Here is a 26,124-nt window from a genome sequence, read left to right as displayed (position 1 = left end):
CGGGCGGGGATCAGCCGAAGGCCCCGAACAGCAGCACCAGGCCGATGACGCCGCCGAAGACGATCAGGGCATAGAACTGAACCCGGCCGGTCTCGAAGTACTTCAGACCCTCGCCGCTGCCCAGGGTCAGCAGGCCGGTGAGGTTGACCACCCCGTCCACCACCTTGGAGTCAACGTCGAGCACCTGGCGGGCCAGGCGGCGACTGCCCTGAACGAACAGCTTGTCGTTGATGGCATCGAGGTACCACTTGTTGGCCAGGAATCGGTTGATGGCCGGGAAGCGCCCCGCCACAGCGGTGCCCAGGTCGATGCGGTGCAGGGCGTAGGCGAGCACCGCCAGGCCGATGCCGAGGCTGGAAATGGCCACCGAGGCACCGGCCAGCGGCAGGAACTCCCCCCAGCGGAAGTGCTCGGCGGCCTCGATGGCCTCGGCGGGATCGACCAGAAGGCCGAAGCGGCTGTTCCAGGGGGTGCCCAGCAGGCCGATCAGCACCGACGGGACCGCCAGCACCACCAGGGGGGCCGCCATCTGCCAGCCCGATTCGTGGGGATGGCTGGCGTGGGCGTGGTGGCCCTCGTCGGCGGATCCGCCGGCGGGCTGGCCCGCGGCGCTCAGCAGCTGGGAGCGGATGCCGGCGTCCTGGCCGCGGAAGGAGCCCTCGAAGGTGAGGAAATAGAGGCGGAACATGTAGAAGGCGGTCATCCCGGCGGTCAGGAAGCCCATGGCCCAGAGCAGCGGGAAGCTGTTGAAGGCCTGACCGAGGATCTCGTCCTTGCTCCAGAAACCCGCCAGGGGGGGGATGCCGCTGATCGCGATGCAGCCGATCAGGAAGGTGGCGGAGGTGATGGGCATGTACTGGCGGAGGCCCCCCATCAGGCGCATGTCCTGGGCCAGCACCGGCTCGTGGCCCACCACCTCCTCCATGGCGTGGATCACCGAGCCGGAGCCGAGGAAGAGCATCGCCTTGAAGAAGGCGTGGGTGACCAGGTGGAACATGCCGGCCACCGGAGCGCCGCAGCCCATGGCCAGCATCATGTAACCCAGCTGGGAGACGGTGCTGTAGGCCAGGCCCTTCTTCAGATCCATCTGGGTGAGGGCGATGGTGGCCCCCAGGAACAGGGTGATGGTGCCGATCACGGCGATCACGAGCTGCACCTGGGGGAAGGGCTCGTAGACCGGCTGGAGCCGCGCCACCAGGAAGACACCGGCCGCGACCATCGTGGCGGCGTGGATCAGGGCCGAGATCGGGGTGGGGCCCTCCATGGCGTCGGGCAGCCACACGTGCAGGGGGAACTGGGCCGACTTGGCCATCGGGCCCATGAACACCAGCAGGCAGAGCAGCACGGCCACCCCGGTGGGCAGGCCCCCGCCGGCGACGGCGGCCGAGAGCCGTGCACCGATCTCCTCGAAGCCGAAGCTGCCGGTGGCCCAGAACAGGCCGAGGATCCCCAGCAACAGGCCGAAGTCACCGACCCGGTTGACCACGAAGGCCTTCTGGGCGGCATTGGCGGCGGCGTCGCGGTCGTACCAGAAGCCCACCAGCAGGTAGGAGCACATGCCCACCAGCTCCCAGAAGACGTAGATCTCGAGCAGGTTGGGGCTGATCACCAGCCCCAGCATCGAGCTGCTGAACAGGGCCAGGTAGGTGAAGAAGCGGACGTAGCCCTTGTCGTGGGCCATGTAGCCGTCGGAATAGACCATCACCAGCAGGGCGATGGTGGTCACCAGCGACAGCATCACGGCCCCGAGGGCGTCGACGCGGAAGCCCATCTGCAGGTGAAAGGTGCCGGCGCCGGCCCAGTCGAAGAGGACTTCCGTGGAGCCTGCGCCGCCCAGCTGTTCGGCCAGGATCGCGAAGCTCAGCACCGCGGCCATGCCCACGGTGGTGATGAGCAGCAGCGCCACCGGCTTGCGCAGGCGGTTGACGGTGCGGTTGAAGGTGATCAGCCCCAGGCCGGTGAGGCAGGCCCCCAGCAGGGGCAGCACCGGGATCAGCCAGGCAAGTTCGGAAGCGGCGGGCATCCTGGAGGCTCTGTTGGGGCGAGTTTAGGCAGGCCCGCCGGCCTGGCTCCGGCTCTGTGGGGGCCTGCCCATCGACCCCCGCCGGCTGGCGGGAGCTTCACCCCAGCCAGTGGGCCAGGCCCGTGCGCGAGAAGGTGGTGGCGGCAAGGCCGATCCAGCGGTGGGCCCACCAGAGGACGCCGATGGCGATGGCGATGCCCAGCTGGGAGGGCCGCAGGAATTCCGCCGCCACCAGCGTCTGGCGGCCGTCCAGAACGGCGGCAAAGGGCAGCACCGAGGTGGAGGCTCGCAGCTCCTCGAAGGCGGCGCCGAAGCGGTGGCGCAGGCGCCGGTCCCCGTTCCAGACGGCGAACAGGTGGTGGCCGATCAGTCCCACGCAGGCCACCAGGGTGAAGCTGGTGCCGATCCAGAGCAGGTGGGTGGCGCACCAGAGCACCTGGCCCACGGCCTGGGGATGGCGGCTGACCCGGATGATCCCCGTGGCGTAGAGGCGCACCTGGGGCTTGAGCACGGCCGGGATCTCCAGCAGGTTGTAGGTGGCCGGATAGAGAAACAGGAAGCTGATGGCCGTGCCGGTCCAGACCACCGGCACCACCCAGGGCTGGTCCTGCAGGTTCCAGAGCCGGACCCCGTCGTAGCGGTGGGCGAGGAAGTAGCCCACCACCAGCACGGCCGAGGGGATGCTGAGGCCGGCGAACAGCAGGCGCCAGAGCCGGGCCCCGATCCGCTCCTCCCCCCAGACCCGCAGGGAGGCCCCGCCGCTGTGGATCAGGGCGAAAACCACCAGCAGGGCCAGCATGACCACGCTGCTGTGCTGGGGGCCCGCCGGAACCAGGGGGAGCGAGGGCATGGTGATGCGGCGTCCGGGAGCGGATGTGACAGGCCGATTCTTGCCACCGGGGGAGCCCCCTAGAGTTCCGCACGGCCTGCCGGCTCCGGCGAACGGTCCCCCCGCGGCCTCCCCGACCCATGGCAGATCTGCCTTTCACCCTCGACCAGCTGCGCATCCTGCGCGCCATCGCCAGTGAGGGCAGCTTCAAGAAGGCGGCCGACAGCCTCTATGTCACCCAGCCGGCGGTGAGCCTGCAGATCCAGAACCTGGAGAAGCAGCTCGACGTCTCCCTGTTCGACCGCGGCGGCCGCAAGGCCCAGCTCACCGAAGCCGGCCACCTGCTGCTCAGCTACTGCGACCGGATCCTGAGTCAGTGCCAGGAGGCCTGCCGGGCCCTCGACGATCTCCACAACCTGCGCGGCGGCTCCCTGGTGGTGGGGGCGAGTCAGACGACGGGCACTTACCTGATGCCCCGCATGATCGGCCTGTTCCGCCAGAAGTACCCGGACGTGGCGGTGCAGCTGCAGGTGCACAGCACCCGCCGCACCGGCTGGAGCGTGGCCAACGGCCAGATCGACCTGGCGATCATCGGCGGCGAACTGCCGGCGGACCTCAACGACCTGCTGCAGGTGGTGCCCTACGCGAACGACGAACTGGCCCTGGTGCTGCCCCCCAAGCACCCGCTCTCCCGCCTGCCCGAGCTCACCAAGGACGATCTCTACCGCCTCGGCTTCGTCTGTCTCGACGCCCAGTCCACCACCCGCAAGATGGTGGACCAGCTGCTCAGCCGCTCCAAGCTCGACGTGCAGCGGCTCAAGATCGAGATGGAGCTCAACTCCTTCGAGGCCATCAAGAACGCCGTCCAGGCGGGCCTGGGCGCGGCGTTCCTGCCGGTGGTGTCGATCGAGCGGGAGCTGGCCGCCGGCACCCTGCACCGGCCCCAGGTGGCCGACCTGATGGTGCGCCGCCAGCTGAAGCTGATCACCCACCCGGCCCGCTACTGCTCGCGGGCCGCCGACGCCTTCCGGCGCGAGGTGCTGCCGGTGTTCGCCAGCCCGGACAGCCCCCTGCGCCAGGTGCAGACCACGCCGGGGTTGGCGGAGCGGAACGGCGTCAGAACTGATCGGCCTCCGGTGTGATGCCGACGGCGTCGTCGGCGGCCCCGGCCACGCCCCGGGTCTGGAACTTGTTGCCAGAGATGTCGGTCTGGTAGACGCAGCGGACGATCGGCTTGTCGCGCACCGAGCCGATGTAGGCGAAGGTGTTCATGCGCTGCTTGCACTGGCGCATCTGCTCGGCGGTCACGGCGCCCTCCTTCTGCAGCACCGACCAGTTCTCCCGGCGGATGACGCAGCCGGGCTGGAGGGTCGGCTGCGTCACGAAGCTGCTGCTCGGGTTCATCGTGGTGTAGAGCTCGATGTCCATCACGAAGGCGCTGGCGCCCCACTGCTTGCAGAACTCGGGGTCGGGCACCGCCATGTCCAGCTGCTGGGCGCTGGCGATGTTGCCCTGGTTCCCCTGAGTGGTGCTGGTCACGGCGCTGCCGATGCCGATGCCCACCACCAGCACGCCCGCGAGCACTGCCACCGTCGCCACGTTCAGCTGGATGTTGGGACCGCCGCCGGACGGGCCACCGCCGTTGCCGGCGGGGGGGCGTCCACCGCCGCCACCGTTGCTGCCGCGGCGCTCGGGTCCGTAGCGGGGATCCTCCCGGCGGCCGTAGCCGGTGGCGAAACGATCCCCCCGGTCGTCGTAGCGGTCGGAGCGGGGGTCGTAGCGGGGGGTGGCGCGGTCGGGTCGGGGCGCGTAGCCGCCCGGTTCGGAGCGGCCGGCGCTGCTGCGGGAGCGGGTCACAGGGTTTCGGAGCTGCGGGGCAGGCCCATCGAGTAGTTCAGAACCCGGGCCTCGGGGTTGTAGCTGAGTTCTCCGGCCTGGAGCATCTGCCGCACCAGCCCCTCCAACTCGGAGCCGATGCGACGCAGGCTGTAATCGCTCAGTTCCTGACCGGCCTGGGCCGCCACCAGCTCCCGGAACCGGGCGCGCACCTTCTCGAGGGCCGCCTCGTCCCAGAGGAACTCGTTGTCGGGATCGATGTCGAGGGTGAGCTGATCCGGGTCGGGGATGAGGTCGTCGTTCTCGACCCGCGCCGTGAACAGCCGGATGTGGCGGGTGGTGGACTTGAGCAGCGTCTCGACCATGGGCTCAGCCTCGGGGGCGGGGATCGGGAGAAGGGGTGGCACCCATTGAGTGCTGCCGCAACTTTAGGTAGGTCGGCGGCCGATTCCGGCGCCGAGGCCCCCCGGTGCCGGTCACCCCTGCCCTGGGAGGCCCGATAAGGTTGCTGCTGATCTCGGGTACGACATGCGGGTTGTCATCGCCGGGGCCGGGCTGGCCGGCCTGTCCTGCGCCAAATACCTCTGCGACGCCGGCCACACCCCGATCGTGCTCGAAGCCAGAGATGTGCTGGGAGGCAAGGTGGCGGCCTGGCAGGACGAGGACGGCGACTGGTACGAAACCGGCCTGCACATCTTCTTCGGCGCCTATCGCAACATGCGCCAACTCTTCGCCGAGCTGGACATCGAGGATCGTCTGCAGTGGAAATCCCACGCGATGATCTTCAATCAGAAGGAAGTGCCCGGCACCTACAGCCGCTTCGATTTTCCGGATCTGCCGGCCCCGCTGAACGGGGTGGCGGCGATCCTGGGCAACAACGACATGCTCACCTGGCCCGAGAAGATCGCCTTCGGCCTCGGCCTGGTGCCGGCCATGCTGCGCGGCCAGGACTATGTGGAGGAATGCGACAAGTACAGCTGGAGTGAATGGCTGCGCATTCACAATATTCCGGAGCGCGTTAACGATGAAGTCTTTCTCGCCATGAGCAAGGCGCTCAACTTCATCAACCCCGAAGAGATCTCCAGCACGGTGGTCCTCACCGCCCTCAACCGCTTTCTCCAGGAGACGGACGGTTCCAAAATGGCCTTCCTGGACGGCAATCCGCCGGAGCGGCTCTGTCAGCCGATGGTCGACTACATCGAGGCCCGGGGCGGCGAGGTCCATCTGGACTCCCCGCTCAGGGAGATCCGCATCGGCAAGGATGGCGCCGTGACGGGCTTTCGCATCGGCGGCATCAAGGGGCGGCCCGAGCGGGAGATCCAGGCCGATGCCTACGTGAGCGCCATGCCCGTCGATCCGCTCAAGCTGCTGCTGCCGGACGCCTGGAAGTCGCTGCCGTACTTCAGCAAGCTCGAGGGTCTGCGGGGGGTGCCGGTGATCAACATCCATCTCTGGTTCGACCGCAAGCTGACGGACATCGACCACCTGCTGTTCAGCCGTTCCGACCTGCTCAGCGTCTATGCCGACATGAGCAACACCTGCCGGGAGTACGAGGATCCCGAGCGCTCCATGCTGGAGCTGGTGTTCGCCCCGGCCGCCGACTGGATCGGTCGCCCCGATGCGGAGATCGTGGCCGCCACCATGGAGGAGCTCAAGCGCCTGTTCCCCATCCACTTCACTGGCGACACCCCGGCCGTGCTGCGCAAGTCGGTGGTCGTCAAGACCCCCCTCTCCGTCTACAAGACCGTGCCGGGCTGCCAGCAGCTGCGGCCCTCCCAGGACTCCCCCATCCCCAACTTCTTCCTGGCGGGCTGCTTCACCATGCAGCGCTACCTGGCCTCGATGGAGGGGGCGGTGCTGAGCGGCAAGCTCTGTGCTGCCGCCGTCGACGCCCACCTCTCCGGCAGCGGCCAGGGTCCGGCCCCCGCCCAGAGCCTGGCGACGGTGTGAGTGTGCTGGCCCCGCTGCCCCTCGAGCACGCCTCCGATCTGGAGGAGGCCTACGAATCCTGCCGCCAGGAGACGGCGCAGTGGGCCAAGACCTTCTATCTCGGCACGATGTTGCTGCCGCCGGCCAAGCGCCGGGCGATCTGGGCGATCTACGTCTGGTGCCGCCGCACCGACGAACTCATGGACAGCGCCCAGGCCCAGACGCTGTCGGCCGAGGTTCTGCTGGAGCGTCTCGATGCCTGGGAGGAGCGCACCCGCGCCCTGTTCGCCGGCCATGGCGTCGATGGCCTCGACCGGGTGATGCTGGACACGATCGAGCGCTTCCCCCAGCCCCTGCAGGCCTATCTCGACATGATCGAGGGTCAGCGGATGGATGTGCTGCGCGACCGCTACGCCAGCTTCTCCGATCTCCAGCTATACTGCTACCGGGTGGCCGGCACCGTGGGTCTGATGACCCAGGAGGTGATGGGGGTCGATGCGGCCTACACCTCCGCCCCCTGGAGCGAGCGGCCCGACACCTCCGAAGCGGCCGTGGCCCTGGGCATTGCCAACCAGCTGACCAACATCCTGCGGGATGTGGGTGAGGATCGCGGTCGCGGCCGCATCTACCTGCCCCAGGAGGATCTGGACCGTTTTGGTTACTCCGAAGCCGATCTGATGGCCGGTCGTCTCAATGAGAACTGGCAGGCGCTGATGCGGTTCCAGCTGGAGCGGGCCCGGGATTGGTTCAATCGCTCCGAGGCCGGGGTTCGCTGGCTGGCTCCCGATGCCCGCTGGCCGGTGTGGGCATCGCTGCGGCTGTATCGGGGGATCCTTGATGTCATCGAGCGATTGGATTATGACGTCTTCAATCACCGCGCCTTCGTGCCCAGGGTCGGCAAATTGCTGGATCTTCCCCTCTCCTATGTGATCGCCCAGACGCGATGAAGTGGCGCCCCATCCGGCAGGCCCTCAGCCTCAGCCTCGCTTCCGCCGCCATCGCCGGACTGGTGCTGCCGGACCCGGCCCGGACCCAGTCCCTGCCCGCCACGCTCACCCCCCCCCGAAGTGAAGGCCGTCGAGGGCCTGGGGGCGGGATGGCCCGGTCCGATGCCCACCGGCGACCGTCTGCCCCCCCTTCCCTCCGAGCTCCTGGGGGCCTTGACGATGGAGCAGGCGGCGGCCTGGGCGGTGGATCGCAATCCTGTGGTGCGCTCCGCCTATGAGTCGTTGGTGGCCACCCAGAACAGCCTCGGCGCCGCCTACGCCAGCTGGTGGCCCACCCTCAACCTCAGCCTCAACGGCGGGCCTTACGGCTCCAAGACCTTCTACAACTACCCCTTCAGTGCCTCCGCAGGCTTCCCCATCTCGGGTTCCGGTCTCAGCAGTGAGAGGGTGTTCGAGGCCAGTTATTTCCAGGCGATCGGCCAGATCGATACCACCTGGAACCTGATCGATCCCACCCGATCGGCCACGATCTGGCAGAACAAGTACCTGGTACGCCAGGCGGCCGACACCTATGTGATCACCCGCCGCGACCAGCGCCTCAAGACCCAGGCGGCCTTCATCGATCTGCAGCGGGCCCTTGCCGCCGTCAAGACCGGCCGTGAGATCGTTGAGAACGATGAGCTTCTCTATCGCCTGGCCCAGACCCGGGTGCAGATGGGGGTGGCCTCCAAGCTGGAGGTCTTCAAGCAGCAGACCGTCCTGCTGGCCGATCGCCAGGCCCTGCTGGCCGCCGAACAGCAGGTGGAGACGGCCCGGGCCAACCTGGCCCAGCTGCTGGCCACCCCCAGCCCCGAGGCCCTCACGCCCGCCACGCCCTTCGAGCCCCTCGGCGCCTGGGACCATTCCCTCGACGACTCGATCACGGCGAGCATCGCCTACCGCAAGGTGCTGGAGCAGCAGCTCCTCGCCGTCCAGACCAACGAGGCCCAGGCCCGGATCTATCTGGCCACCTACCGCCCCACCCTGCAGCTGATCACCTCCCTCTATTGGACCAAGGGGGTGGGGTACCTCAACCAGGGCCCTCCGTTCGTGCCCAATGCCCGCTCCGATGAATGGAACGGATCCGCCCTGTTGCAGCTGACCTTCACGGGTTTCGACGGCGGTCAGGCCCGCATGAACGCCGCCGCCGCCCGCCGCCAGGCCGCCGCCGCCGCCGAGACCTACAGCGCCACCCTGCTGCAGGTGCGCAGCGACGTGCAGTCCCTGGTGGCCCAGGCCCGCTCCGGTCGCAGCATCGTGATGGCCGGCGCCGAACGGGTCAAGGCGGCCAACGGGGCGCTGCGCCTCCAGACCCTGCGCTTCAACGCCGGCTACGGCACGATCACCGATGTGGTGCAGGCCCAGCAGGAGATCAGCCAGGCGGTGAGCTCCTATATCGAGAACCTGGCCACCTACAACGACACCCTGGTGCAGCTCAGCCGCTCGAGCGGCCTGCCGGTGCAGCCCGATCCCGCCCTTCTCCAGGCGGTGGGCAATCCCCTGCAGACCCTGCGTCTGCCGACGCGGATGGCCCAGATGCGCTGATCTGCTCCAGCCGTCGCTGCCGCATGGCCCGGGCCCGGGCACTGAGCTGCTCGAAGCCGGGATCGTTGAGGATCGAGCAGACCTGGCCCTGCAGCTCGCTGGCGTTGATGTTGATCTCCATCTGCCGGATCTGGTCGCGCAGGGAGTTCTCCCGGTCCGCCACGGCCCCCGACATCCGGTTGAAGGCCCGCACCAGCCGGCCGATGGCGTCGTCCGCCGGGTAGGTCAGGGCCTGATGGTCCTTGCCGTCGGCGATGGCATCGGCGGCGGCCGCCAGCTCCCGCAGCTCGCGCCGGATGCCGCGGGCGATCAGCCAGGCGGCGACCCCACTGGCGCTGATCAGGATCAGGGTGAGGATCACCAGCCGGCGGACCATCTGGTCCTTGGCCTCCTGCATCGGCACCAGGGCATCCGCCAGGGCCTCCTCCTCCACGGAGACGACCGCCAGCCAGTTCCACTCCGGGAAGGTGGCGATGTAGAGGTGCTGAAGCACCGGGGTGTCGGTGCCCGGAGGACGCACCATGGCCTTGCGCTCGAAGGTCCGGCTCTGGCCAAGGGCGCGGGGTTCGGGAATCCCGCCGTTCTCCCGCATCGCCATGGCCAGGTCGATGCAGGCCTGGGTGTCCGGGGTCTGGTAGCTGCAGTACAGGGTCCCGGTGGGGCTGATGCCGAAGAAGGCCGCCTGGTGGGTGTCGATCGGGAAGAGGCTGGAGCCGGCGGCCAGCAGCTGGGAGGCGGCCTGGGTGCTGACATCTACCATCAGGGCCAGATGGCCATCACCCGGCTTCCCACCCGAAAGCAGTGTCAGCCGGGCCATCCGCCATTCCCCGTCCAGCTGGATCAGGGTGTTGCGACCGACCTCCGTGGCCGGAGCGCCCTTGAAGAGGTTCTCGAAGTCCGCCACCGTGGATGGGCGGGCCAGGGTGCCGGGCCTCAGGGCCTTGCCCCGGCTGGTGATGCCCGTCAGGCGACGCCAGACACCAGGGCGTTCCCGCACATAGAGCGACGCCCGCTCATGGGGCATCGCCAGGGGGAGCCGCAGCCGTTCGTTGAGCAGCGCCGGTGCCTGGTCCACGGAGAGGGGTGCGCCTCTCCAGGACAGTCGTCCCTTCGCATCCACCCGCAGGGGCGCCAGGCTTCCGGCCAGCTCCTGGGAATCCTGCTGGATGTCCCGGCTGAACTCTGCGGCCGACTTCTGGATGATCGAAGTGGTGACCGCCAGGGAGGAGAGGTTGTCGTGGTCGAACATGGTGCTGATCTCGATCCTGGCTTTCTGGGCCAGGCGAATCGAGCCGATGGTGGCCAGCGCCAGGAAGATCGCCAGGCTCACGAGCGGGCCACTGATCCCCAGGAGCATCAGCCGCACGGACAGGCGCATCGGTCGCCCCAGCCTCCGGTCCGGCGCCTGCGGCGATCCTCCCTGGAGCCGGGGGCGAATCTTCAAAAGGGCCTGCAGCACCATGCCTATGATTTTCTCACGCCCGTGACTTGGATCGCTTCATGACCAGGATCCTTTCCGTCCATTCCTTCCGCGGTGGAACGGGAAAATCCAACCTCTCGGCGAATCTGGCAGCCGCATTTTCGGCCCGCGGACTCAGGGTCGGGGTCTTCGACACCGACCTTGCTTCACCGGGTATTCACGTCCTATTCGGGTTCACGGCAGGGCCGCAATCCCATACGCTCAATGATCATCTGCAGGGCTCCATTCCAATCGAAAAATGTTCCCATGACGTGACTCCCGCCTCGATGGCGGGTGGCAAGGGCTGCATCTTTCTGGTGCCTGCCGCCATGGAGGGGGATCGGATCGCCCGGCTGCTGCGGGAAGGTTATGAGGTGGAGCGGCTCAACGATGCCCTGTTCAGCCTCGGCCAGAGCCAGCGCCTGGATCTGCTGATCGTCGACACCCACCCCGGGATCAACGAGGAGACCCTGCTCTCCACCGCCATCTCCGACTGCCTGGTGATGGTGATGCGCCCCGATCAGCAGGATTACCTCGGCACGGCGGTGGCGATCGAGGTGGCCCAGAGGCTGATGGTGCCGGAGGCCCGCCTGGTGGTGAACAAGTTGCCGGCCCATTTCGATGCGGAACAGGTGCGCGCCCGGGTGGCCCAGAGCTACGGCATTCCCGTCGGAGCGATCCTGCCCCTCAGCGACGACCTGCTCACCATCGCCAGTGGCAGCCTGGCCCTGGTGGATGTCCCCTCCCACCCCTGGAGCACCGGTGTGACCCAGCTCGCGGCCGACCTCGCCGATGCGCTCCTCTGAGCCTGCTGCCGCCGGCGACGGCCCGGCCCCCCTTCCCCTGCCGGAGGGCCCCCTGACCATGGCCCGGCTGGTGGCGCTCGAACCCGCTGCGCTGCGACGGCTTCTGACGGCGGGCCTGCGGGCCGGACTGGCCGAGGCCGAGCTCGACGCCGGCTGTGCAGCTGCGGTGGCTCCTGGTCAGGCTCCGGCGGAGCTGCGGGCCCAGCTGCAGGAGTGGGGCTGGCTGGGCTGGGATCCCGCCCGCGAGTGCTGGCGCACCCGGCTCGGCGCCAGCAGGCCGGCGGCCCCGCCTCAGGGCTGATCCGCCAGGGCCAGCCATTCCTCCAGCACCGGGTTCACCCGGGAGGGATCTTCGTCGTGGGGGCAGTGGCCGAGGCCGTTCAGGATGCGCAGGTCGCGGATGGCGGCGAAGGCCCCGGCCCAGCGCTGGGCCTCGGCGACCGGCTCCCACGGATCCGCCTCCCCCCAGAGCAGGCGGACCGGGCCGGGCAGTTCCGCCAGCAGGTCCGGGGCGAGCCGGTCGCGGAAGAGGTTGATGAAGCCCCGGAAGCTCTCGTCGGCGCCCGGGCTGCGGGCCGGGACCAGCAGCAGCTGCACCAGCTGGTCGTCGATGCCGTCGCCGGAGGGGTAGGCGGCGCCCAGCACCCGGCGGATCACGCCCGGGTTGGCCAGCCAGCGGAACAGGCGACCCGTGAGCCAGCGCTGGCGCACCAGGCGCTTCAGCAGGGGCCGGCCGATCCGGCGCAGGGGCGGCTGCTCGGCCAGGCGGCGGTCGTCGAGGCTGCGCTGGGCGCAGTCGATCAGGATCACCTGCCTGGCGTCGTCCCCGAGCCTGGCGGCCGCGGCCAGGGCGACGACGCCCCCGATCGAATTGCCCACCAGCTGGACCGGCCCACCGATCACCTCCCGCACGAAGGCGGCCACCTGCCCGGCCCACAGGTCGATGCCGTAGCGCAGCGCCTGGCCGTCCTCCGGCTCGTCCTCGAGCCGGGAGGGGGGCTTGCTGCTGGCCCCGAAGCCCACCAGGTCGATGGCGTACGCCGGGCGCTGGCCGGCCAGGGACGGCAGGTTGTGGCGCCAGTGCTCCTTGCAGGCGCCGAAGCCGTGGATCAACAGCACGGGCAGGGCCGCGCCGCTCTCCCCATCCGCTGCCGCGGGCCTGTGGTGCACGTAGCTGATGGTCTGCCCCTGCCACGACCAGGTGCCCAGCCAGTTCGTTGGGAAAACCGTGCCGCCGTCGGCCAGGGGTGTCACGGTCATGGGGCCTGAGGACGGGGGACTCAATGGGACCCCTTCCAGGGTTCGACCCTGCCATCTTCGATGGCCCAGATCCGATCGGCGTCATCGAGCAGGCGCAGGTCGTGGGTCACCAGCAGCACGGAACTGCCCCGTTTGCGGCAGAGGTCGCCCAGCAGGGCCACCACCTCCTGCCCGGAGGTGCTGTCGAGGGAGGCGGTGGGTTCGTCCGCCAGGACCAGATCGGGCTCGGGAGCCAGGGCTCGGGCGATCGCCACCCGCTGCCGCTGGCCGCCGGAGAGCTCGGACGGGAAGTAATGCAAGCGGTGGCCCAGACCCACCGCCTCAAGCAGGGCGGTGGCCCGGTGCCGACGCCGCTCGGGGTCCGGCTCGCTCAGCTGGAGAACGAGCGCCACGTTCTGCAGGCTGGTGAGGGAGGCCACCAGGTTGTGGCTCTGGAAGATGAAACCGATGCGCCGGCGGATCTCCACCCGCATCCGTTCGCTGGAGCGTCGCACCTCGCTGCCGAGGACCCGCAGGGAGCCCTCCTGGACCGATCGCAGCGCCCCGACCAGGGTGAGCAGGGTGCTTTTGCCGCTGCCGGAGGGCCCCACCAGCAGGGTGATCTCGCCGGGGTTCACCGTGAAGCTGATCCCGTGCAGGATCTCGCTGCGCAGCGGACCTTCCCCATAGGCGTGGCGCAGGTTCTCGGCGACGACAGGCAGCATCGGGATCAGAAGACGCTGGCCGGATCCGCATCCCGCAGCTTGTTGAGCGCGATCGCGGCCGCCACGGCGCAGACCCCGATCGTGAGACTGAACACCAGCACGGTCTTGTCGGTGGTCATCACGATCTGGATGCCGGAGACGGCGGTGAGGAAGGCATAGAGCGCGGCGCTGGCCACCAGGGCGGGCACGAAGGAGGAGATTGCCAGGATCGACGCCTCCTGCAGCACCAGGAGCAGCAGGAAGCGGTTGCGGAAACCCAGGGCCTTGAGGGTGGCGTACTCGTGCAGATGGTCGCTGACATCGGTGTACAACACCTGATAGACGATCACCCCCCCCACCAGCAGACCCATGATCGTGCCGAAGCCGAAGATGATGCCGAAGGAGGAACTGGTGTTCCAGTAGTTCTGCTCGCTGGCGATCAGCTCGGGCTTGGTGAACACCTGGAGCTGGCTGCCGTAGAGGGCCCGCAGATGGCGCTGAACGGGGGCAATGGCGGCTGGATCGGTGACGCGGATCAGCCCCATGGAGATCTCGCCCTCGTTGATCTGCTTGTAGGCGAGTTGCAGGGCCGTGGTGTCGCTGCTGATCAGGTTGCTGTCGGCGGCGAAAGTGGAGCCGAGGCGGAACAGGCCCACCACCCGGAAGGTCTTGGAATAGTCGGAGAGGATCATGGTCTGGCTCCCCTGGGCCTTCACCGCCGCCGCGACCGGCCCGGTGTTGCTGTTGCCGGCCGCATCGAACAGCACGTAACCGGGCGTGCGGATCCGGTCGATCTGCTCGCGCACCGGGGCCAGATCGAGAATCTGCTGGTCGGGATCGAAGCCAATCAGCCGCAGGCTGGTGGGCTTGATTCCGCCCATCTGCTGGGCGTTCACATTGGCCACATAAACGGGGATGACGTCGGCCACCCCTGGCACACCCAGCGATTGGTAGAGCTGGGACTGGGGGAACTGCTGGAAGGCACCGCTGTCGCGGGTGCCGGGGCTGATCACCACCAGATCCGTGATCAGGGCCTGGTAGAAGGTGGTGGCGCTGGTGAGCAGCCCGGACTGGAAGCCCAGCTGCATGAACATCAGCAGGGCGGCGAAGCCGATGCCGGTGACGGCCACCAGGTAGCGGATCGGCTGGCGTTTCAGCTGCAGCCAGGCCACCGGCAGATCGCCCAGGCTGCGCCTCAGGGAGCGGCCGATCACGGCAGGAAGCGGACGTTCACGTTCAGCCCGCTGAGCCTGGCGAGGCGGGCGGAGTCGGCGGGGCTGAGCGCGATCTTCACCAGCACCACCCTGGCATTGACGTTGTTGTTGGAATTGACGCTGAACAGATCCCGGTCGGAGACCTCACCGGTGATGTCCACGACACGGCCCTCCAGCTTGCCGCTGAAGCCGCCGCTCTCCGGCCAGATCTCCACCGGCTGGTCGGGGCGCACCTGGGGGATGTCGCTCTGGAACACCTGGGCCCACACCTGCATGGCCCCGACCTGCCCGATCTGAGCAAGCCCCTGGTCGGTTTCCTTCATGCCCGGCCAGCTGTAGATGCGCAGCAGCTTTCCGTCGAGGGGGGAGCGGATCTCGGCGTTCCGCAGCTGGCTGCGGGCCTGGGCGAGATTGGCCTTGGCCACCGCCACGTCGGCGAGGGCCACCTCCCGGTCAACCGGGCGGACCGTGAGGTTGTCGTACAGGGTGCCCTTGAGGGCCTGGATGTTGGCCTGGCCCTGGGCGAGGGCCGCATCGGCCTTGCCGAGTTCCTCCTCGGAGATCGCCCCGGCCTTGAACAGCTCGACGCTCTTCTGCTGGCTGATCTTGAGGTACGGAATCACCACCTGCTCGGCCTTGAGATCCGCCTCGGCCTTGGCCCGGGCCCCCTTGCGGGCTCCCGCATCGACCTGGGCCAGCTTGGCCTCGCTGAGGGCCAGCTGGCTCTCGGCCTGGACGACCCCCTTGCGGAGGCTGGCCCAGCTGCTGAGGAAACCCAGCAGCTGGTCGCGGCGGATCACCGCCCCCTCCGCCACCAGCCACTTGTCGACGACCTCCGAACCGCCGCTGTTGCCTGAGGCGGTGGAGAGGGACACGACGCCCCCCTGGGGGGTGAGGCGTCCTAAGGCGGTCACGGCCCGAGGCGCCAGGGGCGGCGGGGGCGGGGCGGGGCGGTGGCTCAGCTGCCAGCCCGCCAGCCCCAGCCCCGCCAGCAGCGACACGGTGACGACCTTCTGGCGGCCGCTGCCCCAGGCCCGCTCCCGCCAGAAGCGCTGCAGGCCCTCAAGCCTGTCGACGTGCGGCGTCTCCGTCACGAACCGAGGGGCTCCGGGCGCGCCATGGTAGCCGCCGCCTCTGCGCCCAGCCAGCGCCCATGCATCCGGCGGTACTCGATCGAGAGGATGTCGGAGGCCACGTGACGCTCCTGGGTGAGATCCAGGGGGACGGGTGTCGGACGCTGGCTGCGCACCACGCCATGGTCCTCCTGGAAGATGGTGCGGGAGATGGCGATCGACTGCGCCTCGCTGCCGGGAAGGCGGAAGCGCTTGCGTTTCGAATACTTCACCCAGCGGGCCAGGGTGTGGGTGTCACTCTGGGGCAGGCTGGCGTTGAAGAAGATGAAACGCAGCTGGTCACCGATGCTGGTGTCGACGATGTTGAGGTTGGGGTAATAGAAGCTGAAGGTGGTGGTGGCGCAGAGGGGGCCGCTCTGGCCGCCGAGGGTGCGCAGCAGCTTCAGGACCCCCTTCACCGGCAGTTCGAAGCTCACCGTGGCGGCGATCATGCGGTCCTCCCTGTGGAGATCGACGGGGACCGACAGGGGTGAATCCTGGCTGGCGAAGGTGCTTTTGTGCACCCAGTAGGCATGGGAATTGTCGAGGTTGGACTCGATCACCCGGCTGAAATGGGTCTCCCAGTCGAAGCTGCTCTCCACATGGCCCCAGGCCTCCTCCGGGAAGACGGGGAGATCGGGCAACAGGGCCGGATCGGGCGGGCCGGAGCCCCACCACATCCAGATGAAGCCTCGGGACTCGACCGCTGGCCGCTCACCCACCAGGGCGCTGCGTGCCGGGGGGCTGGCGCCGGCCGGCTCGGCGGGGGCCTCCAGGCAGGTGCCGTCGGCGGTGAATTTCCAGCCATGGAAGGGACAGCGCAGGCAGCCGCCCTCCTCCAGCCTGCCCAGGGCCAGGGAGGCCCCCCGGTGGGGACAGCGGTCGCTGAACAGCCTGGGCCGGCCTTCGGCATCCGGGAAGAGCACGAAATCGTGGCCGGCGAAGGGCACGGCCACCGGTCCCTTGCGGAAGGCGAACGAAGAGGCGACGGCGTACCAGCAGTTCCGGGCCAGTTGAGACACCTGGGGAGGGGATGTCTCTGAAGTGGTCCCAGCCAATGACATGCTCTGCCGATGCTGCGCGGATCTTAAGCGAAACGTCCCGATTGAGAGAGCGACACCCCCTAGATTGGCGCCGCCGCCAAGGTTGGGTCGTCCCACACTGCCGTCCGAATGATCCGCAAGTGATTCGCAAGCTGCGCAGTCCCCTGGCGATCGTGTTTCTCACCCTGTTGCTGGACAAGCTGGGCGAAAACATCGTCTACCCTCTGCTTCCCTTCATCCTCGAGAAGTTCTCTCCCGACGGACTCACCCTGGGGCTGCTGGCCTCCACGGCCACACTCTTTTCCGTACTGGCGTCGCCGATCATCGGTTCCCTCAGTGATGCCTGCGGCAGGAGGCCGGTGATTCTCCTCTGCGTGGCCATCAATGGCCTGTCCCTGTTCATGTTCGGCCTGGCCGGGACACTGGGGCTGATCTTTCTCTCCAGGGCGATCAACGGCGTCTCCACCGCCACGGTCGGCACGGCCCAGGCCTACATCTCCGATATCTCCACCCCGGCGAACCGGGCCCGCAATTTCGGCATCAGCGGCGCCGCTTTCGGCCTCGGGGCCATCGCCGGTCCGGCCCTGGGGGGGGCGCTGGTGGGATTCGGCATGCGCCTTCCGGTGTTCGTGGCCGCCGGCCTGGCGGCCTACAACTTCCTGATGGCGTTTCTCTATCTCAAGGAGACCCTGCCGCTCCAGAACAGGCCTCGCTTCCAGTGGTCCCAGATCAACGGACTGGCGCCGGTCATGGCCCTGCTGGCGCTGCCCAAGGCGAACCGCGTGGCCCTGGCCTTCTGCTGCTTCAATTTCGCCTTCAGCGGCTTCACCACCCTGCTGGTGCTCTATCTCAAGGATCAGTTCTCCTGGTCGGCCTCCCAGTCGAGCGGCATCTTCGTGATTGTCGGCCTCACCGTCACCTACGTGCAGGTGGCGCTCACCGGCCCCCTGGTGCGGCGCCATGGGGAGGCTCGCCTCAACATCTATGGCCTGGCGGCGGTCGCCGCCGGCATCGCCCTGATCCCCCTGGCCCGGGTCTTCGGCGCCGCCGCCGCCGTCGTGATCGTCACGGCCGCCGTGATGCTGTCGGTGGGGGCGGCCTGCGTGATCCCCACGGCCCGCAGCCTGGTGTCGCGGCTGGTCCCGGAGAACCGGCAGGGGGTGATGCTGGGCAGCCTGCTGGCCCTCACGGGCCTGGCGAGTGCCCTGGGTCCAATGCTGGCGGGGGTGCTCTACGACCAGTCCCCCACCCTCTGTTTCCTGCTCCAGGCGGTGGTCTGCCTGCTGGGGGCGCCCCTGTTGCGCGGCGTCAGGGAACCGGTGCCGGTCCCCGTCGAGATCGCCGGCTGAAGCGAAAGCGCCGGGCTCTGAAGAGGGCGCCTCAGACCCGGGCGCGCTCGCGCATCATCCGCCGGTACTCCACCAGGATCAGGTCGGAGTCGATCAGCACCTCATGGGAGCCCCGGAAGGTCACCCGCTTGGGCTCCTGTTCGATGATCACGGCGGCGTCCTCCTTGGAGATCTGCAGGCCGGTGTCGAGGGTGATGCGATCGAACAGCCGGTTCAGCAGGGGGGTGGCGGTGAGGAAGTTGCGGCCGTTGGTGACCCGGACGGTGGTTTCGCCGTCGTTGTCGGGCACGTGGGCCTGCAGCGCCGCCAGGGTCAACGCACCGAAATGGATGATCGAGACCACCACATTCGGGTACAGAAAGCGGTACTCCTTGTAGGCATTGGAGCTGTCCCCCTTCAGCAGCAGGCGGGTGAGGCCATTGAGCTTCTTGACCTTGATCGGCATGCGGCCGTAGAGGCTCCCGGGTTCCACCTGGACCGGATAGTGCTCGAGGCTGAAGTCGGTGGTCGGGTCCACCCGTCCGATGCTCTTGCCGTGCACGAAGGCGGCGTGGGTGGGGTCGATGCCGTTCTCGATCGTGCGGGTGAAATGGGTGGCGTAGGTGTAGGCCATGTCACCGCCGGCCCGCAGGGTCAGCCCCTCCAGTTCCGGGATGTCGAGCACATCGCCATCGGGGCTGGCCTGGCGGCCGGCGAGCCACAGCCAGACGAACCCGTGCCGCTCCCGGGTGGGGAAGGTGCGCAGCCGCGCCTGGCGCGGGATCGACTCCTCGGCCCGCAGGGCCGGGATGTGCACGCAGGTGCCCTGGGCGTCGTACTGCCAGCCGTGGTAAGGACAGACCAGGTGGTCCCCCTGCGCCCATCCCGCCGCGAGGGAGCAGCCCCGGTGGGCGCAGCGGCCATCGAAGGCCAGCACCCGGCCGGCGCCGTCGCGCATCAGCACCACCTCCCGGCCCTGGAAGCGGTGGGCCAGGGGCTGGTGCCCCACCTGGCTGGAGAGGCCGACGGCATACCAGCAGTCGGTGGGCCAGGGCGACGGGGTCGGCATCTCAGGGCGCGGGGACAGGGGCGGCGGACGGGCAGGCCCGGGCCAGGGCACGCCTGTAGGCCAGGATCAGCTGGTCGGAAGCCAGGAGCAGCTCATCCCCCTGGGTGCTCCAGGACGGGCCCGGGGGCTGGGTTTCCACCACCGCCTTGTCCTCCTCGTAGGTGTCGACCGTGTTGCGGATCGAGTTGCCGTCGGCCCAGCCGTAGGGGAGGAAATTGCGCACGCCGATCCACTTGGTAAGGGTGGTGTGATCCCCGACGGGGATGTTGCTGGCGAAATAGATGTACTGATACCCCTTCCAGTTGAAGTCCAGGGCGATCCTGTTGACGTTGGGGAGGTACCCGGTGAGGGTGGAACTGGAGTGGCTTCTTTTCCTCTTGACGATGTACTTCAGCAGTCCCACCCGGGCCGGTGGCTTGAGCTTGTGATGGGTGGACACCAGGCCCGGCTCGCTCACGATCTCCAGACCCTCCACGCTCGCGTCCTCCCGGTTGCCGAAGAAGGGCCGGTGCACGAAGGGGGCGTGGGAGGTGTCCAGAGCCGACTCCACCACGCGGCTGAAGTGGGCGTTCCAGGTGTAGGACCCGCTCACCGCCCGCCAGCCCGGCTGCCCCAGTTCCGGGAAGGGCGGAATCGGGACCTCGGAGGCACGCCCGGCCTCGCCGGGAAAGATCCAGAGGAACCCGGACTGCTCCCGGATGGGGAAGGTGGCCATGCGGGCCAGGGCGGGGATGGCCGTCCCCGGGGGATCGGCCGGAATCCGGACGCAGTGCCCGTCGGTGTCGTAGCTCCAGCCGTGGTACGGACAGCGCACGCAGGAGCCCTCCACCCATCCCCGGGCCAGGCTGGCGCCGCGGTGGGCGCAGTAGTCGGCCAGCGCATGGGCCTGGCCGGACGCGTCGCGGAACAGCAGGTAGCGGCGCCCCAGCAGGGTGACGGAAAGGGGTTGGTCGCGGAGCCCGTGGGCATGCTCCACCGCATACCAGAAGTTCTCGAGTCCCTGGGTCATTCCTTGGGTCGTACTTGAGCCGGGCGCGACACGGGTTCCACGGGCCGACCGACCCTGTTTAGCACCATTGGAGCCGGGGACCAAGTTGAAACGGCTGAAGCAATTAGACTGCCGCCCTGTTGAACGGCAACCGGTGCGCAAGCTTCACCTGGATCCCGGTGAGTTCGCCTACCGCAGTGGAGAGAGTGGTCAGGAGGTGTTTCTCGTCCGCACCGGGGCGATCGAACTGGTCACCCTCTATCCCGAAACCGGAGAAGGTGTCGACGGCCGCCACGGCCCCGGCCACGTGTTCGGTGAGGTGGAACTCATCGACGGCCGCGCCCGCACCCACACCGCCAGGGCCTCGCTGCCCACGGAACTGCTCGTCTTCAGCCGCGACGAACTGATGGACCTGCTGTTCGAGCATCCCGAGCGCAGCCTGGTGCTCGGACGCAGCGTCTTCGACCGCCTGCGCGATCTCTACACCAACGAGACCCTGGAATCTGACCTGGCCCGGCTGCGCGAGGAGATGCAGGCCAGCATCCGCGAGGCGGTCGTCGCCCATGAGGGCCGGGTGGTGCGCAGCCACAGCGGCATGGCGGCCATCGCTGTGCCGATCGTGCTGATGGTGCTGCTGGCGATCGGTTCCTACTGGTACTTTCACCGGGGCTGAGCCGGCGATCCGATCGGATCCAGCCGGTCTCGCCCGGCCGCGGCTCCCTTCACGAGCGCCGGTCACCCCCCCCCGCCAATCCCACCTGGCCCCGTTCCATGAGCATCCAGCCGGTCCGCCCCGAAGACAAGGAACACGCCCTCTCCGAATTCCGGGAGCTGATCGGTGCCGACGTGGAGGCCGGCATCGACAGCCACGAGCGCAAGATGACGCGCATGGGCTTCGTCTTCCTGGCGATCTTCGTCGGCGTGATCGGCCTGATGGCGGTCCTCCCCTAGGCCTGCCCCCCGTAAGGACAGCGGGCCAGGGGCGACGGCGATCAGTTCAGACCGCGGCCTTCTGGTTGGCCAGCAGGCTCTTCAGCTTGGCCAGTTCACCGGCCCAGCGGGGATCGGGGGCGCCTTCGCCGACGGCGTCGGCATGCACCACCTTGTTGACGCTCTTGCGGGCGGCCGTGGGGGCACTGCCAGGGCGGCGGTCGTTGCCGGCGCCACCGCGGACCTCACGGCGCTGCTCGGAAATCTCGATGCGCAGGGTGCTGCCGCCGAAGTCCTTGCCGTTCAGCTGGGCGATCACCGCCTCGGCCTGGGCCAGATCGTCGACGTTGGCGAAACCGAAGCCGCGGCAGGTGCCGGTCTCGCGGTCGTTCACCGCCTTGAAGCGAACCCCTTCTCCCACGCTCGAGAAGAGAGCATCCAGCTCTTTGGCATCAAAGGTTTGCGGCAGGTTGCCGACATAGAGACGAACGCTCATGGGGAGGGGCTCAGGAAAAGGAAAAAACTCTGGCAGGCGGTGCGATCGCGCCATTGCATTCAGCAGTTAATCACGTCGTGGGTCCGGTGACGCGCCGGGGCCACGGCGGTTGAGCCAGAGCCGGGCCGCGGTAACGGCCTCTTCTACCGCAAGCGGGTCGTTCAACTCCGCTGTGTCCGTCGCTGCGGTTCCGCCGAGTCGACCGAAGGCCCGCTCGGCCGTGAGGTGGTCGATCAGCTGGCCCAGACGGGGGCCCGGCGGGATGGCCAGGAGCTGCTGCAGCCGGCGGCCGTCCAGGGGCGGGCGGGGGTGGAACAGGCGATCCGCCGGGTTGCGCCACCGCACCAGGGCCGCCCGTGCGGCCGCCGGATCCAGCGGCATCAGCAGGGCGGGCAGATCCTCTTCCAGCTGGCGGTGCATCTGCAGCCGATCCGCTTCGCCGAGGGCCTCCAGGCACGGCTCGCCCTGGGGCGCAGCGCTGCGCTGGAGCCTCTCGTGCCAGTGCCGCAGCCTCTGGCAGCGTTGCTGCAGGCGCCGGCTGGCCCGCAGCCGCTCCAGGGTCGGCCCGTCGAGCACGGCCGCCAGCCGTGCCAGCGGCAGGGCCCAGGCCGCCTCCGGCGGCGTCAGGCCGCAGGCCTGCGGCCGCCCCGGCCCGAGGGGCTCGAGCCGGGGCCCGGAACCGTCGGCGCCCCCCCAGGGCTGGAGCAGCCCCGCCTCCAGGGCCAGCCCCAGCCCCCGGTGCCCCTCGGGAGCGGCGGCCAGACGTTCCAGCTCCGCCAGCACGCGCTCCCCGGCCACGGCGGTGATCCGCTGCCGATGGCGCCTGATCAGCTCCCAGGTGGCTGGAGCGATGCTGAACGCCAGTTCGCAGGCCAGCCGCACCCCCCGCAGCAGCCGCAGGGGGTCATCGAGCAGGTTGGCTTCGCTGATGGCCACCAGCCGGTGTGCCGCCAGATCCTGGAGGCCGCCGCAGGGATCGATCAGCCGGGGATCAACGGCCCCGCTGCCGCCCGGAAGCGCCCCGTCCAGGGGCAGGGCGATGGCGTTGCAGGTGAAGTCGCGCCGGCCCAGGTCGGCCGTCAGATCCTCACCGGCGCAGCGGGCCAGGTCGATCGTCCAGCCCTGCAGCACCAGCCGGGCGATCGAGCGCTCCTGGTCCAGCACCACGCAGCTGCCGCCCAGCTGCCGCCCCAGGCGCCGGGCCAGGTCGATGGCGTTCACGGGCACCACCAGGTCCAGATCCGGCTGGGCGGTCAGGCGGCCCAGCAGGCCGTCCCGGACCGCCCCCCCCACCAGCGCCGTGCCCGCCGGCAGCTGGTGGGGGGCCACCGGCCAGGTCTCCGGCGCCAGGGCTCGCCACAGTTCAGGGACTTGACGTCCCGGCTCGCACGCCACAATGGGCGCCCTGCTGGGCCGCGGCGGCATGTGCATCTGCGTGGATTGCCACTGGGTCGAGCGGTGTCAGGCCTACCACGCGGTCGAGCGCCAGCATGGCGTCGCCCACCTCAATCCCCAGCCCGACTTCAGCCCCCGCCAGCCGCGCATCCACGTGCAGGTGGTCGATCTCGATACCGGCGGCACCAGCGTGGGGGTGGAGTGGGACGTGCGGGCCTGCTCCGACTTCCGCTCCGATCCGGGCCGCTGGCGTCGCTGCCGGCCCGAGGGACCGCTGCCCACATGAGCGCGCTTCCCGATCCGGACGGCCGCCGCTGGCTGCTGGCCCTGCACAGTTCCAGCGAGAGCCTCGGTGTGGGGCTGCAGCGCCTCGGTGCAGCGGCGCCCGAGCGGCTGGAGACGTTCCCCCTGGGTCGCTCCCTCTCCAACGGGTTGTTCGAGTGTCTGGAGTCGGTGCTGCCGGCCAGCGCCTGGCCCCGGCTGGGCCGTCTGGCGGTGGCCACCGGCCCCGGGGGCTTCACGGGCACCCGCCTGACGGTGGTGCTGGCCCGCACCCTGGCCCAGCAGCTGGCGCTGCCCCTGGACGGGATCAGCAGTTTCCGCCTGATGGCCCGCCGCCTGCTCACCGGATCCCAGCCTCCAGGCGACGGTCCTTTCTGGCTGCTGCAGGAACTGCCGCGGCGCGGTGTGGTGGCGGGGCTCTACGGCGCCGACCCGGGCCAGCCCGGCGGCATCGCCGAGCTGGAAGCGCCCCGGCTCCATCGCGACAGTGGGGCGCTGGCCCCGTACCCGATCCTTCCGGCCCTGGTGCAGCTGCCGGAGGACGTGATCCAGCTGCTCGGCATCGGTGCGGCCAACGCCGCGGAAGGACAGGATGCCCCCTGGCAACCGGTGCTGCCCCTCTATCCCACCAGTCCGGTGGAGGCGCTCCCATGCTGAGCCGCCCCGGATCCCGCCCCCAGCCCCGGCCGCGCCGGCGCCGCCCGCGTCGCCCCGCCACCACCGCCATGCCCCCGGCCGTCGCCCCCCAGCGCTCGCGCCGGGGGCCGCGTCCCCGGCGACCCGTTTCGGGCCGGGTGCTGCTGGCAGGCCTGGCGGGACTGGCCCTGCTGTGGCTGTCGCGCGGTGGCTGGTGGCCCACGCCGCCGCCGCCCCAGATGATCCTGGTGCTGGGGGGGGATGCCGATCGGGAGGCGGCGGCGGCCCGCCTGGCCCGGGTGGACGGACTGCCGGTGGTGGTCACCGGCGGCACCAACCCCGAGTACGCCCACTGGCTGTTCCTGCAGAAGGAGGGTCTGTCCCCCCGCCAGGTCCAGCTCGACTACCGGGCCCGCGACACGATGTCCAACTTCACCTCCCTGGTGGACGACCTGCGCAAGGCCCGGATCCGCCATGCCTTGCTGGTCACCTCCGCCGACCACATGGAGCGGGCCCTGCTGGTGGGACGGATCGTGGCCGGCAGCCGCGGCATCCATCTCACCCCGGTCCCCGTGCCCTGCGGCGAGCTCTGCGTCGTCGAGGGCCGGCGGCGCCTCTGGGGCGACGGCGCCAGGGCGGCCCTCTGGGTGATCAGCGGTCAGGACATCAGGCCGTGGGTGGAAGAGCGGGTGGCTCCCTGGCTGGAAAAAGCAGGGATCCGCTGATCGGGCCCAGGTCGAGCATGCGGTTGATCTGCTCCTGGGCGGCGCGGGTGGCGGCATCCAGGTCGGGGCGACGCCGGGAGGCCGGTGGTGGGATCGGGGTGCCGATGCGGATGTGGATCGGCACCAGCCGGGGGCCGTGGCCGCCGGGTCCAAGGGCCCGGTGGCTGTTGATGATCGCCACCGGCAGCAGCGGCACGCCGGCCCGGGCCGCCAGCAGGGCCGCCCCCGGCTGGGGCTGGTTGACGCGGCCATCCGTCTGGCGGGTGCCGTCGAGGAACACCCCGGTGGCCCAGCCCTGCAGCAGCCGGTCGGTGGCGGTGCGGATCGCTTCCCGGTCACCGGCACCGCGCTCCACCGGGTAGGCGCCGCAGGCCCGGATGATGGGCCCCAGCAGCGGCACCCGGAACAGCTCCGCCTTGGCCATGAAGGCCACTGGCCGGCCGAGGGCGTGCCCCAGCAGCGGCGGATCCAGGTGGGACCCGTGGTTGGCCACCACCACCACGGCCCCCTCCAGGGGCACGTTGTCGTTGCCGGTGGTCCGACCCCGGAACAGCATCCGGAAGACGGGAAACACCAGCAGGTAGCTGATCAGCCGGTAGGTCAGGCTCGGCTTCGGCGTGCTCAGCAGGGCGGGGGGATCGGCGGGGGGGCGGCGGCGGCGTCTCACTGGCCCAGGTCGGCTGAGGTGGCGATCTGGGCGGTACCGAGCCCGGGGCAGCTGCGCTTGATCAGGCCGGAGAGCACGTTGCCCGGACCGATCTCCACAGCGGTGCTGATCCCCTCGGCCTGCAGCCGGTCCATGGTCTCCCGCCAGCGCACACCCTGGGTCATCTGCCGCCGCAGCCGCTCCTTGAGCACGGTGGCGTCGGTCTCGGGCCGGGGATCGGCGTTGCTGAGCACGGGGATCCGGGCGTCGGCGAAGGGCACCGCCTCCAGTTCGGCGGCGAAGGCCTCGGCGGCGGCGGCCATGAAGGGGGAATGGAAGGCGCCGGACACCGCCAGGGGGATGGCCCGCTTGCAGCGCACCGTGGCCGCGATACTCGCCACTGCCTCCGGGGTGCCGGAGAGCACCACCTGGGCGGCGCTGTTGTCGTTGGCGATCACCACCCCTTCGGTGGTGGCCACCGCCTGCTCGAGCTCGTCCCGGTCGAAGCCCATCACGGCGGTCATGGCGCCGCCGCAGGCGGCGGCCATCAGCTCGCTGCGGCGGCGCATCAGGCCCAGGCCGGTCTCGGCGTCAAAGACACCGGCGGCGTAGAGCGCCACCAGCTCGCCAAGGCTGTGGCCCGCCACCAACAGGGCGTTACGGCCCTGCCGATGCAGTTCATCCACCAGCAGGCTCTCGACCACGAACAGGGCCGGCTGGGTGTTGCGGGTGTCGTTGAGGTCGCCATCGGCACAGATGGCCAGCAGGTCGCGGCCGAGCAGCGCCGAGGCCCGATCGAAGCGCTCCCGGGCTCCCGGCAGGTCGATCACCCCGTCGGCCATTCCCGGCTTCTGCGAACCCTGTCCCGGAAACACCCAGGCGATGGCCATGCAAGCCTCCCGTG

At 69.4% G+C, this 26,124-nt stretch carries 28 protein-coding genes; 12 read left to right on the top strand and 16 right to left on the bottom strand.

Features of this window, described 5'->3' with window-relative positions:
• Positions 1 to 10 precede the first annotated feature (10 nt).
• Positions 11 to 2,023: an NAD(P)H-quinone oxidoreductase subunit 5 gene (locus VB738_RS00200; RefSeq protein ID WP_323303815.1), complete on the bottom strand. Its 2,013-nt coding sequence runs from the start codon at positions 2,021 to 2,023 to the stop codon at positions 11 to 13.
• 97 nt (positions 2,024 to 2,120) lie between these two features.
• Positions 2,121 to 2,873, bottom strand: coding sequence for an NnrU family protein (locus VB738_RS00195; RefSeq protein ID WP_323303814.1), 753 nt, complete (start codon positions 2,871 to 2,873; stop codon positions 2,121 to 2,123).
• Between the two features lie 119 nt (positions 2,874 to 2,992).
• On the opposite strand from VB738_RS00195, the gene VB738_RS00190 reads away from it, so the two are divergent.
• The gene (locus VB738_RS00190) at positions 2,993 to 3,994 is read left to right on the top strand and encodes a LysR family transcriptional regulator (RefSeq protein WP_106219309.1); all 1,002 of its coding nucleotides are present in this window, start codon (positions 2,993 to 2,995) and stop codon (positions 3,992 to 3,994) included.
• On the opposite strand, the gene VB738_RS00185 is transcribed toward VB738_RS00190, so the two are convergent.
• Positions 3,969 to 4,709, bottom strand: a complete 741-nt coding sequence (locus tag VB738_RS00185; protein WP_323303813.1) for a DUF3172 domain-containing protein — start codon at positions 4,707 to 4,709, stop codon at positions 3,969 to 3,971. The genes VB738_RS00190 and VB738_RS00185 overlap by 26 nt on opposite strands.
• Complete coding sequence (locus VB738_RS00180) at positions 4,706 to 5,053, bottom strand: NAD(P)H-quinone oxidoreductase subunit M (RefSeq protein WP_323303812.1); 348 nt, start codon at positions 5,051 to 5,053, stop codon at positions 4,706 to 4,708. The genes VB738_RS00185 and VB738_RS00180 overlap by 4 nt, the downstream gene beginning before the upstream one ends.
• A 163-nt stretch (positions 5,054 to 5,216) precedes the next feature.
• On the opposite strand from VB738_RS00180, the gene pds reads away from it, so the two are divergent.
• The 3 genes from pds to VB738_RS00165 all read left to right on the top strand — a co-directional run bounded on the left by pds (position 5,217) and on the right by VB738_RS00165 (position 9,148).
• Complete coding sequence (gene pds / locus VB738_RS00175) at positions 5,217 to 6,638, top strand: 15-cis-phytoene desaturase (RefSeq protein ID WP_323303811.1); 1,422 nt, start codon at positions 5,217 to 5,219, stop codon at positions 6,636 to 6,638.
• Positions 6,635 to 7,564 (top strand): phytoene synthase, encoded by a 930-nt coding sequence (locus tag VB738_RS00170; RefSeq protein WP_416233136.1) that lies wholly within the window; start codon positions 6,635 to 6,637, stop codon positions 7,562 to 7,564. Before pds ends, VB738_RS00170 begins: the two co-directional genes overlap by 4 nt.
• A gap of 162 nt (positions 7,565 to 7,726) precedes the next feature.
• Entirely contained in the window at positions 7,727 to 9,148 is a 1,422-nt protein-coding gene (locus tag VB738_RS00165) for a TolC family protein (protein WP_323303810.1), read from the top strand.
• Here the strand turns inward: VB738_RS00165 and VB738_RS00160 are convergent.
• Complete coding sequence (locus tag VB738_RS00160; RefSeq protein WP_323303809.1) at positions 9,039 to 10,526, bottom strand: HAMP domain-containing protein; 1,488 nt, start codon at positions 10,524 to 10,526, stop codon at positions 9,039 to 9,041. The genes VB738_RS00165 and VB738_RS00160 overlap by 110 nt on opposite strands.
• 122 nt (positions 10,527 to 10,648) lie before the next feature.
• Here VB738_RS00160 and VB738_RS00155 point away from each other — a divergent pair, with 122 nt between their 5' ends.
• A complete protein-coding gene (locus VB738_RS00155) occupies positions 10,649 to 11,413 on the top strand; it encodes a MinD/ParA family protein (RefSeq protein WP_323303808.1) in 765 nt (254 codons plus the stop codon).
• Complete coding sequence (locus VB738_RS00150) at positions 11,400 to 11,714, top strand: hypothetical protein (protein WP_323303807.1); 315 nt, start codon at positions 11,400 to 11,402, stop codon at positions 11,712 to 11,714. Before VB738_RS00155 ends, VB738_RS00150 begins: the two co-directional genes overlap by 14 nt.
• On the opposite strand, the gene VB738_RS00145 is transcribed toward VB738_RS00150, so the two are convergent.
• The 5 genes from VB738_RS00145 to VB738_RS00125 are packed head-to-tail and all read right to left on the bottom strand — an operon-like array spanning position 11,705 to position 16,704.
• Positions 11,705 to 12,673, bottom strand: coding sequence for an alpha/beta fold hydrolase (locus VB738_RS00145; RefSeq protein WP_323303806.1), 969 nt, complete (start codon positions 12,671 to 12,673; stop codon positions 11,705 to 11,707). The genes VB738_RS00150 and VB738_RS00145 overlap by 10 nt on opposite strands.
• 20 nt (positions 12,674 to 12,693) lie before the next feature.
• Positions 12,694 to 13,377, bottom strand: coding sequence for an ATP-binding cassette domain-containing protein (locus VB738_RS00140; RefSeq protein WP_323303805.1), 684 nt, complete (start codon positions 13,375 to 13,377; stop codon positions 12,694 to 12,696).
• 5 nt (positions 13,378 to 13,382) lie between these two features.
• The gene (devC, locus tag VB738_RS00135; RefSeq protein WP_254946373.1) at positions 13,383 to 14,570 is read right to left on the bottom strand and encodes an ABC transporter permease DevC; all 1,188 of its coding nucleotides are present in this window, start codon (positions 14,568 to 14,570) and stop codon (positions 13,383 to 13,385) included.
• Positions 14,567 to 15,664 carry an HlyD family efflux transporter periplasmic adaptor subunit gene (locus tag VB738_RS00130; RefSeq protein WP_323303804.1) on the bottom strand — a complete coding sequence of 366 codons (1,098 nt, stop codon included), beginning with the start codon at positions 15,662 to 15,664 and terminating at the stop codon, positions 14,567 to 14,569. Before VB738_RS00130 ends, devC begins: the two co-directional genes overlap by 4 nt.
• The gene (locus tag VB738_RS00125) at positions 15,661 to 16,704 is read right to left on the bottom strand and encodes an aromatic ring-hydroxylating dioxygenase subunit alpha (RefSeq protein WP_323303803.1); all 1,044 of its coding nucleotides are present in this window, start codon (positions 16,702 to 16,704) and stop codon (positions 15,661 to 15,663) included. Before VB738_RS00125 ends, VB738_RS00130 begins: the two co-directional genes overlap by 4 nt.
• A 161-nt stretch (positions 16,705 to 16,865) precedes the next feature.
• Between VB738_RS00125 and VB738_RS00120 the strand changes: the two genes are divergently transcribed.
• Positions 16,866 to 18,074 carry an MFS transporter gene (locus tag VB738_RS00120; protein ID WP_323303802.1) on the top strand — a complete coding sequence of 403 codons (1,209 nt, stop codon included), beginning with the start codon at positions 16,866 to 16,868 and terminating at the stop codon, positions 18,072 to 18,074.
• Between the two features lie 31 nt (positions 18,075 to 18,105).
• On the opposite strand, the gene VB738_RS00115 is transcribed toward VB738_RS00120, so the two are convergent.
• A complete protein-coding gene (locus tag VB738_RS00115) occupies positions 18,106 to 19,122 on the bottom strand; it encodes an aromatic ring-hydroxylating dioxygenase subunit alpha (RefSeq protein ID WP_323303801.1) in 1,017 nt (338 codons plus the stop codon).
• Between the two features lies 1 nt (position 19,123).
• Complete coding sequence (locus tag VB738_RS00110; protein WP_323303800.1) at positions 19,124 to 20,131, bottom strand: aromatic ring-hydroxylating dioxygenase subunit alpha; 1,008 nt, start codon at positions 20,129 to 20,131, stop codon at positions 19,124 to 19,126.
• A gap of 133 nt (positions 20,132 to 20,264) precedes the next feature.
• Here VB738_RS00110 and VB738_RS00105 point away from each other — a divergent pair, with 133 nt between their 5' ends.
• The gene (locus VB738_RS00105) at positions 20,265 to 20,783 is read left to right on the top strand and encodes a cyclic nucleotide-binding domain-containing protein (protein WP_323303799.1); all 519 of its coding nucleotides are present in this window, start codon (positions 20,265 to 20,267) and stop codon (positions 20,781 to 20,783) included.
• Positions 20,784 to 20,881: 98 nt separating this feature from the next.
• Positions 20,882 to 21,061, top strand: coding sequence for a hypothetical protein (locus tag VB738_RS00100; protein ID WP_323303798.1), 180 nt, complete (start codon positions 20,882 to 20,884; stop codon positions 21,059 to 21,061).
• 46 nt (positions 21,062 to 21,107) lie between these two features.
• Here the strand turns inward: VB738_RS00100 and VB738_RS00095 are convergent, their stop codons facing one another.
• Positions 21,108 to 21,536 (bottom strand): RNA-binding protein, encoded by a 429-nt coding sequence (locus tag VB738_RS00095; RefSeq protein WP_323303797.1) that lies wholly within the window; start codon positions 21,534 to 21,536, stop codon positions 21,108 to 21,110.
• Between the two features lie 66 nt (positions 21,537 to 21,602).
• On the bottom strand, positions 21,603 to 22,865 hold the full coding sequence (locus VB738_RS00090; RefSeq protein ID WP_323303796.1) for a CCA tRNA nucleotidyltransferase: 1,263 nt from the start codon (positions 22,863 to 22,865) through the stop codon (positions 21,603 to 21,605).
• 94 nt (positions 22,866 to 22,959) lie between these two features.
• On the opposite strand from VB738_RS00090, the gene VB738_RS00085 reads away from it, so the two are divergent.
• The 3 genes from VB738_RS00085 to VB738_RS00075 are packed head-to-tail and all read left to right on the top strand — an operon-like array spanning position 22,960 to position 24,574.
• Complete coding sequence (locus tag VB738_RS00085; RefSeq protein ID WP_323304380.1) at positions 22,960 to 23,217, top strand: Ycf34 family protein; 258 nt, start codon at positions 22,960 to 22,962, stop codon at positions 23,215 to 23,217.
• Entirely contained in the window at positions 23,214 to 23,870 is a 657-nt protein-coding gene (gene tsaB, locus VB738_RS00080; protein ID WP_323303795.1) for a tRNA (adenosine(37)-N6)-threonylcarbamoyltransferase complex dimerization subunit type 1 TsaB, read from the top strand. The genes VB738_RS00085 and tsaB overlap by 4 nt, the downstream gene beginning before the upstream one ends.
• Positions 23,864 to 24,574 carry a YdcF family protein gene (locus VB738_RS00075; protein WP_323303794.1) on the top strand — a complete coding sequence of 237 codons (711 nt, stop codon included), beginning with the start codon at positions 23,864 to 23,866 and terminating at the stop codon, positions 24,572 to 24,574. Before tsaB ends, VB738_RS00075 begins: the two co-directional genes overlap by 7 nt.
• Here the strand turns inward: VB738_RS00075 and VB738_RS00070 are convergent.
• The gene (locus VB738_RS00070) at positions 24,516 to 25,241 is read right to left on the bottom strand and encodes a lysophospholipid acyltransferase family protein (RefSeq protein ID WP_323303793.1); all 726 of its coding nucleotides are present in this window, start codon (positions 25,239 to 25,241) and stop codon (positions 24,516 to 24,518) included. The two genes, VB738_RS00075 and VB738_RS00070, sit on opposite strands and share 59 nt — an antisense overlap.
• Positions 25,238 to 26,110: an ACP S-malonyltransferase gene (gene fabD / locus VB738_RS00065; protein ID WP_323303792.1), complete on the bottom strand. Its 873-nt coding sequence runs from the start codon at positions 26,108 to 26,110 to the stop codon at positions 25,238 to 25,240. The genes VB738_RS00070 and fabD overlap by 4 nt, the downstream gene beginning before the upstream one ends.
• Between the last annotated feature and the right edge of the window lie 14 nt (positions 26,111 to 26,124).

The organism is Cyanobium gracile UHCC 0139, from assembly GCF_034931325.1.
Classification (GTDB): Bacteria; Cyanobacteriota; Cyanobacteriia; order PCC-6307; family Cyanobiaceae; genus Cyanobium; species Cyanobium gracile_B.
The sequence above is the reverse complement of the archived record's forward strand: the minus strand, read 5'-3'. Positions and strand labels throughout refer to the sequence as shown.